Origin of the sequence: Stenotrophomonas sp. BR163, from assembly GCF_047520985.2 — a bacterium.
Classification (GTDB): domain Bacteria; phylum Pseudomonadota; class Gammaproteobacteria; order Xanthomonadales; family Xanthomonadaceae; genus Stenotrophomonas; species Stenotrophomonas sepilia.
Map to the genome: position 1 here is coordinate 1 of NZ_JAXBRE020000009.1, position 14,048 is coordinate 14,048.

Consider the following 14,048-nt stretch of genomic DNA (forward strand, 5'->3'; position numbering starts at 1 on the left):
GGTGGTGCAGGAAACTGTCCGTGGCCGGGAGGGTGGGTTGGCTGGGGGCGTGAGCCGCATGGATGCGGCGACCGAGCTTACATGGACGTACTTGCAGCGTCCCCTGCCACCGGACCCACCCCGCCATCCCTCAGGGAACCAGCTTTTGCCGTTGACGTGGCTTTGGTCTCGGCGGGTGCAGGGCTGCAAGCCCTGCCGGAAACCCTCAGCCAGCAGGAGTGCCGGCACCGTGCAGGTAATCCAGGCTCACCTGCAGCAACGCCCTCAATCCCACATCCAGCGCCTTCTCATCCAGCAGGAACTTCGGCGAATGATTCGCCGGCGCCGTCGCTGGGTCGATGCCCACGCTGGTGGAGCCGACGAAGAAGAACATGCCCGGCACTTCCTTCGCGTACAGCGAGAAATCCTCCGCGCCCATCTGCAGCGGCGGCTCGTACACGTTGTCCTTGCCCACCACCGCCTGCAGGCTCGGCAGCATCTTCGCGGTCAGCGCCGGGTCGTTCACCGTGGCCGGGTTGCCCTCCGATTCGTAGATGTCGGTCACCGCCTTCGCACCGTGCGCGGCGGCCGTGTGCTCGGCCACGTTGCGCAGGTCGGCAAAGATCTGCTGGCGCATGCCTTCGTCGAAGGTGCGAATGGTGCCGACCATCTCCACTTCATCGGGAATGATGTTGTAGCGGATGCCGCCGTTGATCGCGCCGAAGGTCAGCACCGCCGGTTGCTTGGACAGGTTGGCGCGGCGGCTGACGATGGTCTGTGCGGTGCCGACCAGATCGGCGGTGGCGACGATCGGGTCAACACCGTTCCACGGTGCCGAGCCATGCGTCTGGCGACCGATCACCTTGATCCCGAAGCGATCCGAGGCGGCCATCAATGGGCCGCCGCGCACCGCGATCTGGCCGGCCTGCACGCTGGAGAACACATGCAGGCCGAACACGGCCTCCGGCTTGAAATCGGCAAACAGCCCTTCCTTCAGCATGAGTGCCGCACCGCCCTCTTCCGGCGGCGGCGCGCCTTCCTCGGCCGGCTGGAAGATCAGCATCACCTGGCCCGGCAGGTCCTTCTTCATTGATACCAGCGCTTCGGCCACGCCCAGCAGCGTCGCGGTGTGCGCGTCGTGGCCACAGGCATGCATCACGCCCACGGTCTGCCCGCGGTACTGGTCGGTGGCCTTGGAGGCGAACGGCAGGCCGGTCTGCTCGGTCACCGGCAGCGCGTCCATGTCCGCGCGCAACGCGATCTTCGGACCCGGCTTGCCGCCTTCGATGATCGCCACCACGCCGTGGTGGGCGATGCCGGTCTTCGGCTTCAGGCCCATCGCACGCAGGCGCTTGGCGACCTCGGCCGAGGTGCGCGCCTCGCGGTTGGACAGCTCCGGGTGCTGGTGGAAATCACGGCGCCATTCGACCACCCGGGCCTGCAGCCGCTGCGCGGCGGCGGTCACTTCCGGGCGTTGCCCGTCCTGGGCATGGGCAAGCGCCGGCAGGGCCAGCAGCAGGGCGGACAGCAGCAGCGAACGGCGCATCGCAATCTCCACAGCAAGAGGGTTCCAGCTGAATGTAGGGCAACACCGGCGCCACGGGAACCTCCGGCGCCGCATCCGGTCTTAGCGCCCGTCCCATCCGTCATGCAGGAAACGTGATGTGGCACAGGTATGCTTTGCGCATTGTCCCGGCGTCCCGTCCGGTCCAGCCCTCTCGGAGTCCTCGTAATGTCACGTGTTTGGAAGATCGTGCTGCTGGTCGTGGCGATCCTGGTGCTGGCCGTGGTCGGCCTGCGCGTCATCGGCGGGGGCAAGGACAAGGCTGGAAAACCTGCTGCGGGCGCGCGCCAGGGCGGCGAAGATCCGAATGCCGGTCCAGTGCCGGTGACCGTGGTGGAGGCCACGCGCCAGGACGTGCCGGTGTATGCCAGCGCGCTGGGTACGGTGACCGCGATGAACACCGTCACTGTCAGCCCGCAGGTCGGCGGCCAGCTGATGAGCCTGAATTTCCGTGAAGGCCAGGAAGTGAAGCAGGGTGATGTGCTGGCGGTGATCGATCCGCGCACCGCCCAGGCCAGCTACGACCAGGCCGCGGCAGCCAAGCGCCAGAACGAGGCCCTGCTGGCCACCGCGCGCTCCAACTACCAGCGCTCGAACGCGCCGGAGTATCGCCAGTACGTCGCCAAGACCGATCTGGATACACAGCGAAACCAAGTGGCACAGTACGAAAGCGCCGTGGCCGCCAACGAGGCCAGCATGCGCTCGGCGCAGGTGCAGCTGCAGTACACCCGGGTCACCGCGCCGATCTCAGGCATCGCCGGCATCCGTGCGGTCGACGCCGGCAACGTGGTCAGCGCCGGTACCGCGCTGGTCACGCTGACCCAGATCCATCCGATCCACGTGCTGTTCAACCTGCCCGAGCGCCAGCTCGGCGATGTGCGCCAGGCGCAGGCCGCCGGCACGGTGCCGGTGGCGGCGCTGGACCGCGCCGATTCGCATGTGCTGTCCGGCGACGGCAAGCTCGATGTGGTCGACAACCTGATCAGTGCCGACAGCGGCACGTTCAAGGCGCGCGCCGTATTCGACAACACCGACAACGGCCTGTGGCCGGGCCAGTTCGTCAACGTGCGCATGCAGCTGCGCACCATCGGCGGCGGCGTGGTCATTCCGACCCAGGCGGTGCTGCGTGGCCCGGACGGCGAGTACGTCTATGTCGTGCAGGGCGACAACACGGTGAAGATGCAGACCGTGCGCAGCGGCGTGGAAGTGGGCGACAGCCAGGTGCAGATCGCCGAAGGCCTCAAGGGTGGCGAGCGGGTGGTCAGCGAAGGCCAGTTCCGCCTGAAGCCGGGCAGCAAGGTCACCGCGCTGAAGCCGGGCGAGACCCCGGCCGCGCCGACCGAGGCCGAACTGAAGGCGGCCGAACAGAAGAACGCGGGCGGCGGTGGCCGTCGCGGTGGTGGCCCGCGCTGAGCGCAGGCCACGGTTCTCCCTCGCGCCGGCGGACCTGCCGGGGCCGACATTGAAGTGCCAGCAAGGATCAGTCCGTGGGCTTTTCGACGATCTTCATCCGCCGCCCGATCGCTACCTCGCTGTTGATGGCGGGCCTGTTGCTGCTGGGCATCCTCGGTTACCGCAAGCTGCCGGTGTCGGCGCTGCCGGAAATCGATGCGCCCAGCCTGGTGGTCACCACCCAGTACCCCGGCGCCAATGCCACCACCATGGCCTCGCTGGTCACCACCCCGCTGGAGCGCCAGTTCGGGCAGATCTCCGGGCTGGAACTGATGACGTCGGACTCGTCGGCCGGCTTGTCGACGATCATCCTGCAGTTCTCGATGGACCGCGACATCGACATCGCCGCGCAGGACGTGCAGGCGGCGATCCGTCAAGCCACCCTGCCCTCATCGCTGCCCTACCAGCCGGTCTACAACCGGGTGAATCCGGCCGACGCGGCCATCGTCACCCTGAAGCTGACCTCTGACACGCGCCCGCTGCGCGACGTCAACAACTACGCCGATTCCATCCTGGCCCAGCGCCTGTCGCAGGTGCAGGGCGTGGGCCTGGTCTCGATTGCCGGCAACGTGCGGCCCGCCGTGCGCATCCAGGTCAATCCGGCGCAGCTGTCGAACATGGGGCTGACCCTGGAACAGCTGCGCAGCGCGCTGACCCAGGCCAACGTCAACGCGCCAAAGGGTTCGTTGAACGGCAAGACCCAGTCCTACAGCATCGGCACCAACGACCAGCTGGCCAGCGCCGCCGAGTACCGCGACACCATCATCAGCTACAAGAACGGCCGCCCGGTGCGGCTGTCGGACGTGGCCGAGGTGATCGATGGCGTGGAGAACGACCAGTTGGCCGCCTGGGCCGATGGCAAGCCGGCGGTGCTGCTGGAAGTGCGCCGCCAGCCCGGTGCCAACATCGTGCAGACCGTCGAGCGCATCCGCGCGATCCTGCCGCAGCTGCAGGGCGTGCTGCCGGCCGACGTGCACCTGGAAATCTTCAACGATCGCACCGAGACCATCCGCGCCTCGGTGCATGAGGTGCAGTTCACCCTGATCCTCACCATCGGCCTGGTGGTGGCGGTGATCTTCGTGTTCCTGCGCCGCCTGTGGGCCACGATCATCCCGTCGGTGGCAGTACCGCTCTCGCTGGCCGGTACCTTCGCGGTGATGGCCTTCGCCGGCATGTCGCTGGACAACCTCTCGCTGATGGCGCTGGTGGTGGCCACCGGCTTCGTGGTCGACGATGCGATCGTGATGATCGAGAACATCGTGCGCTACATCGAGCAGGGCAAGAGCGGCAAGGAAGCGGCCGAGATCGGCGCACGCCAGATCGGCTTCACCGTGCTGTCGCTGACCGTCTCGCTGGTGGCGGTGTTCCTGCCGCTGCTGCTGATGCCCGGCGTCACCGGCCGCCTGTTCCACGAGTTCGCGTGGGTGCTGAGCATCGCCGTGGTGCTGTCGATGCTGATCTCGCTGACGCTCACCCCGATGATGTGCGCCTACCTGCTCAAGCCCGACGCCCTGCCCGAGGGCGAGGACGCGCATGAGCGCGCGGCAGCGGCCGGCAAGCAGAACCTGTGGACGCGCACCGTCGGCCTCTACGAGCACAGCCTGGACTGGGTGCTGGGCCACCAGCGCCTGACCCTGGCCGTGGCCGGTGGCGCGCTGGTGCTGACCGTGCTGCTGTACGTGCTGATCCCCAAGGGCCTGCTGCCCGAACAGGACACCGGCCTGATCACCGGCGTGGTGCAGGCCGACCAGAACATCGCCTTCCCGCAGATGGAGCAGCGCACCAGGCAGGTGGCCGAAGCGCTGCGCCAGGACCCGGATGTGACCGGCGTGTCGGCCTTCATTGGCGCGGGCAGCATGAATCCCACGCTCAACCAGGGCCAGCTGTCGATCGTGTTGAAGGAACGCGGCGAGCGCGATGGCCTGGATGAGATCCTGCCGCGCCTGCAGAAGGCGGTGGCGGGCATTCCGGGCGTGGCGCTGTACCTGAAGCCGGTACAGGACGTGACCCTGGATACCCGCGTGGCCGCCACCGAGTACCAGTACTCGCTGTCGGACGTGGATTCGGCGACGGTGGCGACCCAGGCCACGCGCCTGACCGAAGCGCTGCGCAAGCGCCCGGAACTGGCCGACGTCGACAACAACCTGTCCAACCAGGGCCGCGCCCTGGAGCTGAACATCGACCGCGACAAGGCCAGCGTGCTGGGCGTGCCGATGCAGACCATCGACGACACGCTCTACGATGCGTTCGGCCAGCGCCAGATCTCGACCATCTTCACCGAGCTCAACCAGTATCGTGTGGTGCTGGAAGTGGCACCGGAGTTCCGCACCAGCACCGCGCTGATGGAACAGCTGGCGGTCGCCTCCAACGGCGCCGGCGCATTGACCGGCACCAATGCCACCAGCTTCGGCCAGGTCACCTCCTCCAACTCGTCCACCGCCACCGGCATCGGCGCGCAGAACACCGGCATCACCGTCGGCGCCGGCAACATCATCCCGCTGTCGGCGCTGGCCGAAGGCAAGGTCAGCAGCGCCCCGCTGGTGGTCAGCCACCAGCAGCAGCTGCCGGCGGTGACCGTGTCGTTCAACGTGGCGCCGGGCTATTCGCTGTCCGAAGCGGTGCGTGCGATCCAGGAGACCAAGGACAGCCTGGACATGCCGGCACACCTGCATGCCGAGTTCATCGGCAAGGCCGCCGAGTTCACCGGCAGCCAGACCGATGTGGTGTGGCTGCTGCTGGCCTCGCTGGTGGTGATCTACATCGTGCTGGGCGTGCTCTACGAGAGCTACATCCACCCGATCACGATCATCTCCACGCTGCCGCCGGCCGGTGTCGGCGCGCTGCTGGCGCTGATGCTGTGCGGGCTGAGCCTGTCGGTGGATGGCATCGTCGGCATCGTGCTGCTGATCGGCATCGTCAAGAAGAACGGCATCATGATGGTCGACTTCGCCATCGAAGCCCGCCGCGCCGGCGCCAACGCGCACGAAGCGATCCGCCGCGCCTGCCTGCTGCGCTTCCGCCCGATCATGATGACCACCGCCGCGGCCATGCTCGGCGCGCTGCCGCTGGCGCTGGGCACCGGCATCGGTTCGGAGCTGCGCCGCCCGCTGGGTATCGCCATCGTTGGCGGCCTGCTGCTGTCGCAGTTGGTGACCCTGTACACCACGCCGGTGATCTACCTGTACATGGAGCGCTTCTCCGAGTGGCTGGCGCGCCGCCGCGAACAGCGTGCGCTGCGCGACGGTTCGCTGCAGGAGCCGCAGGCATGATCCACGCCCCGCTGCCGTGGGGGGCCGCACGATGAACCTGTCCGGCCCCTTCATCCGCCGCCCGATCGGCACCGCACTGCTGGCCATCGGCTTGTTCATGGTCGGCCTGATCTGCTACCTGCGCCTGGGCGTATCGGCGCTGCCGAACATCGAGATCCCGGTGATCTTCGTGCATGCCAGCCAGTCCGGCGCCGACGCGGCGACCATGGCCTCGACGGTCACCGCGCCGCTGGAACGCCATCTCGGCCAGCTGCCGGGCATCGATCGCATGCGCTCGTCGAGCTCGGAAGGCAGCTCGCTGGTGTTCATGATCTTCCAGAGCGGCCACAACATCGATTCGGCGGCACTGGATGTACAAACGGCGATCAACTCGGCTCAGGCCGACCTGCCCTCGGGCATGGGCTCGCCGATGTACCAGAAGGCGAATCCGAACGACGACCCGGTGATCGCCATCGCGCTGACCTCGCAGACGCAGTCGGCCGACGAGCTCTACAACGTGGCCGACTCGCTGCTGGCGCAGCGCATCCGCCAGATCAGCGGCGTCGCCTCGGTCGACATCGCTGGCGCGTCGACGCCAGCGGTGCGCGTGGACGTCAACCTGCGCCTGATGAACGCGTTGGGCCTGACCGCCGATGACCTGCGCAACGCAGTGCGCGCGGCCAACGTGACCTCGCCCACCGGCTTCCTCAGCGATGGCAACACCACCACGGCGATCATCGCCAACGACTCGGTGGCGCGCGCCGCCGACTTCGCCGACCTGGTGGTCAAGACCCAGGGCGACGGCCGGGTGATCCGGCTGAAGGACATCGCCAACGTCTACGACGGCCAGCAGGATGCCTACCAGGCGGCGTGGTTCGACCACAAGCCGGCGGTGGTGATGTACGTGTTCACCCGTGCCGGCGCCAACATCGTGGAGACCGTGGACCGGGTCAAGGCGCAGATCCCGACCCTGCGCGACTACCTGCAGCCGGGCACCACGATGACGCCGTACTTCGACCGTACGCCGACCATCCGTTCGTCGCTGCATGAAGTGCAGGTCACCCTGCTGATCAGCCTGGCAATGGTGGTGCTGACCATGGCGCTGTTCCTGCGCCGGCTGGCACCCACCCTGATCGCGGCGGTGACCGTGCCGCTGTCGCTGGCCGGCGCCGCGCTGGTGATGTACGTGATGGGCTTCACCCTGAACAACCTGAGCCTGCTGGCGCTGGTGATCGCGATCGGCTTCGTGGTCGACGATGCGATCGTGGTGATCGAGAACATCATGCGCCACCTCGACGAAGGCATGCCGCGCATGCAGGCGGCGTTGACCGGTGCGCGCGAGATCGGCTTCACCATCGTCTCGATCACCGCCTCGCTGGTGGCGGTGTTCATCCCGCTGCTGTTCGCCAGCGGCATGATGGGCGCGTTCTTCCGCGAGTTCACCGTCACCCTGGTGGCGGCCATCGTGGTCTCGATGATCGTCTCGCTGACGTTGACCCCGGCGCTGTGCAGCCGCTTCCTCAGCGCGCACGACCACAGCGCGCCGCCGTCGCGTTTCGGCCGCTGGCTGGACGCCGGCCACGAGCGCATGCTGCGCATCTACACCGTGTTCCTCGACTTCTCGCTGCGCCACGCGCTGCTGCTGTCGCTGACGCCGCTGATCCTGATCGGCGTCACCATCTTCCTGTTCGGCGCGGTGAAGAAGGGCGCGTTCCCGCCGCAGGACACCGGCCTGATCTGGGGCCGCGCCAACTCCAGTGCCACCGTGTCGTTCGAGGACATGGTCGCGCGCCAGCGCCGCATCACCGACATGCTGATGGCCGACCCGGCGGTGAAGACGGTGGGTGTACGCCTGGGCAGCGGCCGCCAGGGCTCCAGTGCACAGTTCAACATCGAGCTGAAATCACGCAGCGACGGCCGCCGCGAAACCACCGCGCATGCGTTGGCGCGCCTCAGCGCCAAGGCCGATCGCTATCCCGACCTGCAGCTGCGCCTGCGCGCGATCCAGGACCTGCCCAGCAACGATGGCGGCGGTTCCAGCCAGGGCGCGCAGTACCGCATCTCGCTGCAGGGCAACGACCTGGCCGCACTGCAGGAATGGCTGCCCAAGCTGCAGGCGGAACTGAAGAAGAACCCGAAGCTGCGCGACGTCGGGACCGACGTGGACAATGCCGGCCTGCGCCAGAACATCCAGATCGACCGCGCAAAGGCCGCGCTCCTGGGCATCACAGTGGGCGCCATCGACGGCGCGCTGTATGGTGCGTTCGGCCAGCGCCAGATCTCCACCATCTATTCGGACATCAACCAGTACAGCGTGGTGGTCAATGCCCTGCCCTCGCAGACCGCCACCCCGGCGGCGCTGGATGAGGTGTACGTGCGTGCGCGCAACGGCGACATGGTGCCGATCACCGCGGTGGCCACGCAGATGCCTGGCCTGGCCCCATCGCAGATCACCCACGAGAACCAGTACACGACGATGGACCTCAGCTACAACCTGGCTCCCAACGTGAGCATGGGCGAGGCCAAGGCGATCATCGACGCGACCGTGGCCGGCATGCGCATGCCCGGCGACATCCGCCTGGCCGACGATGCGGGCTTCGGCTTCAACTCCGATCCCAGCGACATGCTGATCCTGGTGTTCGCCGCAATCCTGACCGTGTACCTGGTACTGGGCATGCTCTACGAGAGCCTGATCCACCCGGTCACCATCCTGTCCACGCTGCCGGCGGCGGGTGTCGGTGCGCTGCTGGCCCTGTTCGGCACCAACACCGAGCTGTCGGTGATCTCGATGATCGCGCTGGTGCTGCTGATCGGCATCGTCAAGAAGAACGCGATCATGATGATCGACTTCGCACTGGTGGCGCAGCGCGAGCATGGGCTGGCGCCGCGCGATGCCGCACGCGAGGCCAGCATCGTGCGCTTCCGCCCGATCATGATGACCACGATGGTCGCGATCCTGGCCGCAGTGCCGCTGGCGATCGGCCTGGGTGAAGGGTCCGAGCTGCGCCGCCCGCTGGGCATCGCGATGATCGGCGGCCTGCTGTTCTCGCAGAGCCTGACCCTGCTCAGTACGCCGGCACTGTACGTGATCTTCTCCTGCCTGGCCGAGCGCTGGCGCGCCCGTCGCGCGCGCAGGCGCGAAGCGAAGCTGCTCAAGCGCGCGCAGCGGGCGTAGTAGAGCCCATCCACGCATGGCGTGGATCGAGTTCTCGATACTGCGAATCTGCCGGCCAGCGGCCGGCACTACCACCGGCGCGGAGGGTGGGTGCGGACCGTTGGTCCGCACGCCTCCCGGTTTGACGTGCTGTAACGAAAAGAGAACAATTCCCCTCCAGCCATGGTCCTGCGCCCCTTCGCGGCGCCCCGCTGCCCTCTCCGGCAAGCCTGCGTGATCCCAGCCATCAACCTTTCCCCCCATGCGGGCGGATGGCGCGTGGCCGTTCGCCGAGGATGACTGAACCATGTTCCTGCACCCACTCTGCCGCCCGGCCCTGCTTGCCGTTTCCCTGTCACTGGCCTGTGCCGCGCATGCCCAGTCCGTACCCGAGCGCACCAATCGGAACCGCAGTGCCACCGATCTGGATGCGGTGAAGGTCACAGCCGAACGCACCCACGCCGATACCGGCGCCCTTGGTGATCGCGTGCTGCGTGATACCCCGTTCGCGATCACCGCCGTGGGCCGCGAGCAGATCGAGCAGCGCCAAGTGGTCTCGCTGGGCGAAGCGTTCCTGCTCGACCCTTCGGTCACCACCCAGGTCAGCGCCTATGCCAGTGGCTGGAGTTCGCCGATCCGCAACCGTGGCATCGACCTGAACTTCGACAGCTATCGCGTCAATGGCCTGCAGGTTTCCTCGTGGGGTACCGAGTGGCCGCTGGAAGTGATGGAACAGGTCGATCTGCTGAAAGGCCCGGGTGGATTCCTTTATGGTTTCGGTGCCCCCGGTGGCATCGTCAACTACATCACCAAGAAGCCGACCGATACGCCCACCTTCTCCGCCCAGCTGGGCTGGCGCGAGCAGGGCATCGTCAGTGCCGGGATGGACGTCGGCGGCCGCTTCGGCAACGAGCAGATGTTCGGTTATCGCTTCAATGCTTTCGAGGAAAAGGGTGAGACCTTCAATGGTGGCCACGTCGATCGCAAGGTGGGCGCACTGTCGCTGGACGCGCGCCTGAGCGACGCACTGATCTGGACCTTCGACGGCGTGTTCCAGTCACGCGACCTGCGCGAGGAATCGCCGCAGTACTACTTCCGCGGACTGACCTCGTTGCCGCGACCGATCGCCGGGAATACCGGCAACAGTGTCCCCGGCACCTACTACGACACTCGTTCCAGCCTGTTGTCGACCCGCTTGGACTGGCAGATCAACAGCGACTGGAAAACCAGCCTGAGTTACGGCGTCACCACCTCGTGGAATGACGTCAACAAGATCTTCGCCTACATCGATTCGCCCAATGGCGACTATGACGTCAACGTCTATGAACTGGGTGGCAAGAGCGAGTGGAGGCTGGCCCAGGCGATGCTGCAGGGCAGCTTCCGCACCGGTCCGCTGCAGCATCAGGTGGTGGCAGGCATCAGTCACCAGACCGGGCTGGGCTGGGACCGTCCCTACGAATGGAGCCTGATCGGCCGCGCCAACCTGTACCAGCGCCATGCCATCCGCCATGACGCCGTCGGTTCACGGGTGATGACCCGCGGCGACGAGACCGTGCAGCAGGCCGTGTTCGCAAGCGATACCGTCGATCTCGGCAGCGGCTGGTCGGTGCTGGCGGGCTGGCGCTACAACGATTACGAGACCAAGGGCCGCTACCACACCTATCCGGTCACACCGACCTATGCCGTGATGTTCAAGCCCAGCGAGGCGGTCACCCTCTACGCCAGCTACATCGAATCGCTGGAAGCGGGCAGCCGCGTAGGCAACAGCTACGTCAACGCCGGTGATGTGCTCGACCCGACCCTCAGCAAGCAGTACGAGATCGGCGCGAAGGCCGAGGCCGCGCGCTGGAACGCGAACGTGGCGGCGTTCCGGCTGGAACGTGGCGCCAACATCGATGAACTCACACCGGCCGGCAAGCGCCTGGTGCAGGACGGCATCACGCTGTACGAAGGCATCGAGGCCAGTGCCGACCTGCACCTCAGCGATGTCCTCACGGTTGGCGGAGGCGTCACCTGGCTGGACCCGACCTACGACAGGCTGTCCCCGGCCAGCGCTGCACAGGAGGGCAACCGTACCGCCGGTGCGGCGCGCTGGAGCGGGGTCGTGCACGCCACCTACCAGCTGCCGTGGGTGGATGGCCTGGAAACATACGCCGCGGTGCGCTACTACGGCGATGTCTGGTACGACGCCGACAACACCCTGAAGCTGCCCGATTACACGCTGGTCAATGCAGGCATCGGCTACCGCCTGCTCGCCTCCGGTCATCCGGTGACCGTGCGCGCCAGCGTCGAGAACCTGGCCAACCGGAAGTACTGGTCCAACGCCGGCACAGGCCTGCCACGCACGTTCGCTGTGAGCGTGCGGTTCGACATGTAGGGCCCGGCAGCACCGTGGGTGCGGACCGTTGGTCCGCACTCCATATTTCACGCGCGGCCCGCAATAATGGTGGAAGACCCTTCCACCGAGCCTGCATGTCCGCCCGCCAATCCCGCCTCAGCCGACTGTGGGCCCACGAAAAGGCCAGCTACGGCCTGCGCGTGTTCATCGCGCTGACCGCGGCCGTGGCCGTGTGCTGGCAGTTCGAGGCGCTGACCGCCCTGCCCGGCGTGTTCCTCGGCATCATCGCAAGCGCCATCGCAGAAACGGACGACAACTGGTGGGGCCGGATCAAGGCCGTGGTGTTGTCACTGTTGTGCTTCTGCATTGCGGCGGCCTCGGTGATCTGGCTGTTCCCGTGGCCGTGGTTCTTCATCGGCGCGCTGGCACTGTCCACCTTCGGCCTGACCCTGCTTGGCGCGCTCGGTGAGCGCTACGCATCCATTGCCCAGGCCACGGTGACGCTGGCGATCTACACCATGATCGGCTTGGAGCAGCATGGCGCCAGCGACCTGCACAGCGCGCTGGACGCGGTCAGCCATCTGCTGGCCGGTGCAGCCTGGTACGGGCTGCTGTCGATCCTGTGGACTGCGCTGTTCGCCAACCGGCCGGTGCGCGAACGCGTGGCGCGGCTGTACGTTGAGCTGGGCCGCTACCTGCAGCTGAAGGCTGCGCTGTTCGAGCCGGTGCGCGAAGCCGACCTGCAACGTCGCCAGCTCGACCTGGCCGAACAGAACCGGCGCGTGGTCGGTGCGTTGAACGAGGCCAAGACCGCGATCCTGGCCCGCTTCGGCCGTTCCGGGCGGCCGGGCGTGAACTCCGGCCTGTACCTGCGCCTGTATTACATGGCACAGGATTTCCACGAGCGCGCCAGTTCCTCGCACTACCCATATGGCGCGCTGGTGGACGCCTTCTTCCACAGCGATGTGCTTTACCGCTGCCAGCGCCTGCTCGATCTGCAGGGCCAGGCCTGTGCCCGCCTGGGCGAGGCGATCCGGCTGCGTCGTCCGTTCGTATACGGAGAAAGCAACCAGCAGGCCGGGCGCGACCTGGCCGACGCGCTGGCCTACCTGCGTGACCAGCAGCGCCCGCAGTGGCAGCGCCTGCTCGGCTCGCTGGACCTGCTGGTTCACAACCTGCGCAGCATCGAGCGCCGCCTGCTGGATGCCGAACGTTCCGAAGCCAGCCTGGACAACGTCGACACCCGCCTGCGCGACAGCAACCCGCATACCCTGCGCGAGATGGGCGTGCGCATCCGCCAGCAGCTCACGCCCGGCTCGGTGCTGTTCCGCCATGGCCTGCGCATGGCACTGGCGCTGATCGCCGGCTTTGCAGCGATCCGGCTGTTCAATGCGCAGAACGGTTCATGGGTACTGCTGACCATCGTGTTCGTGTGCCGGCCCAACTTCGGCGCCACCCGCCAGCGCCTGGCACAGCGCATCGTCGGCACCGTCGCCGGTCTGGTGCTGACCTGGGCACTGCTGCAGCTGTTCCCGCAGCTGCACGTACAGCTGCTGATCGCACTGCTGTCGGCACTGTTGTTCTTCTTCACCCGCACCGACCGCTACCTGGTGGCATCAGCCGCGATCACCGTGATGGCGCTGACCTGCTTCAACCTGATCGGCGATGGCTTCGTGCTGATCGTGCCGCGCATGGTCGATACGCTGTTGGGCTGCGCGATCGCAGCGGCGGCAGCGTTCCTGATCCTGCCCGACTGGCAGGGCCGCCAGCTGCATCTCGTCCTGGCACGCGTGCTGGACACTGCCGCTCGCTACCTGGATTCGGTGCTGGGCCAGTACCGCAGCGGCATGCGCGACGACCTGGCCTACCGCATCGCCCGCCGCGACATGCACAACGCCGACGCCGCGCTGTCCACCGCACTGTCGAACATGCTGCGCGAACCCGGCCACGTGCGCCGCAACCTGGATGCCGGCTTCCGCTTCCTGGCGCTGTCCAACACGCTGCTGGGGCATCTGTCGGCGCTGGGTGCGCACCGCGACCAGGTGGACAGCTACGCAGGCGATCCACTGGCGCTGGCCGCGGGCGATCGCGTGCGCAAGGCACTTCAGCAGCTGGCGACGGCGCTGACCGCGCGGCAACCGGTCGCGGACGATGACAACGACGCCGACCGCGCGGTGGCTGCCGAGCTGGAGCAGATCGACGAGGCGATGCCGCCGAAACTGCAGTTGATCCGTACCCAGATGGCGCTGGTACTGCGCATGCTGCCGAAGGTGCGTGCCGCGGCCAATGAGACGGTAACCAACCTGACCTGAT

At 67.1% G+C, this 14,048-nt stretch carries 6 protein-coding genes; 5 read left to right on the forward strand and 1 reads right to left on the reverse strand.

Annotation, left to right across the window (positions count from 1 at the left end):
- Positions 1–205: 205 nt before the first annotated feature.
- Positions 206–1,525 carry a M20 family metallopeptidase gene (locus ACM0PY_RS09520; RefSeq protein WP_006473586.1) on the reverse strand — a complete coding sequence of 440 codons (1,320 nt, stop codon included), beginning with the start codon at positions 1,523–1,525 and terminating at the stop codon, positions 206–208.
- A 186-nt stretch (positions 1,526–1,711) separates the two neighbouring features.
- On the opposite strand from ACM0PY_RS09520, the gene ACM0PY_RS09525 reads away from it, so the two are divergent.
- From ACM0PY_RS09525 to yccS, 5 genes are all read left to right on the forward strand, one after another.
- Entirely contained in the window at positions 1,712–2,956 is a 1,245-nt protein-coding gene (locus tag ACM0PY_RS09525) for an efflux RND transporter periplasmic adaptor subunit (RefSeq protein WP_069140039.1), read from the forward strand.
- A gap of 74 nt (positions 2,957–3,030) precedes the next feature.
- Positions 3,031–6,264 (forward strand): efflux RND transporter permease subunit, encoded by a 3,234-nt coding sequence (locus tag ACM0PY_RS09530; RefSeq protein WP_072168924.1) that lies wholly within the window; start codon positions 3,031–3,033, stop codon positions 6,262–6,264.
- A 31-nt stretch (positions 6,265–6,295) separates the two neighbouring features.
- A complete protein-coding gene (locus ACM0PY_RS09535) occupies positions 6,296–9,418 on the forward strand; it encodes an efflux RND transporter permease subunit (protein ID WP_180883815.1) in 3,123 nt (1,040 codons plus the stop codon).
- Between the two features lie 286 nt (positions 9,419–9,704).
- Positions 9,705–11,774, forward strand: a complete 2,070-nt coding sequence (locus ACM0PY_RS09540) for a TonB-dependent siderophore receptor (RefSeq protein ID WP_134972478.1) — start codon at positions 9,705–9,707, stop codon at positions 11,772–11,774.
- Between the two features lie 95 nt (positions 11,775–11,869).
- The gene (gene yccS / locus ACM0PY_RS09545) at positions 11,870–14,047 is read left to right on the forward strand and encodes a YccS family putative transporter (protein WP_134972477.1); all 2,178 of its coding nucleotides are present in this window, start codon (positions 11,870–11,872) and stop codon (positions 14,045–14,047) included.
- Position 14,048 lies beyond the last annotated feature (1 nt).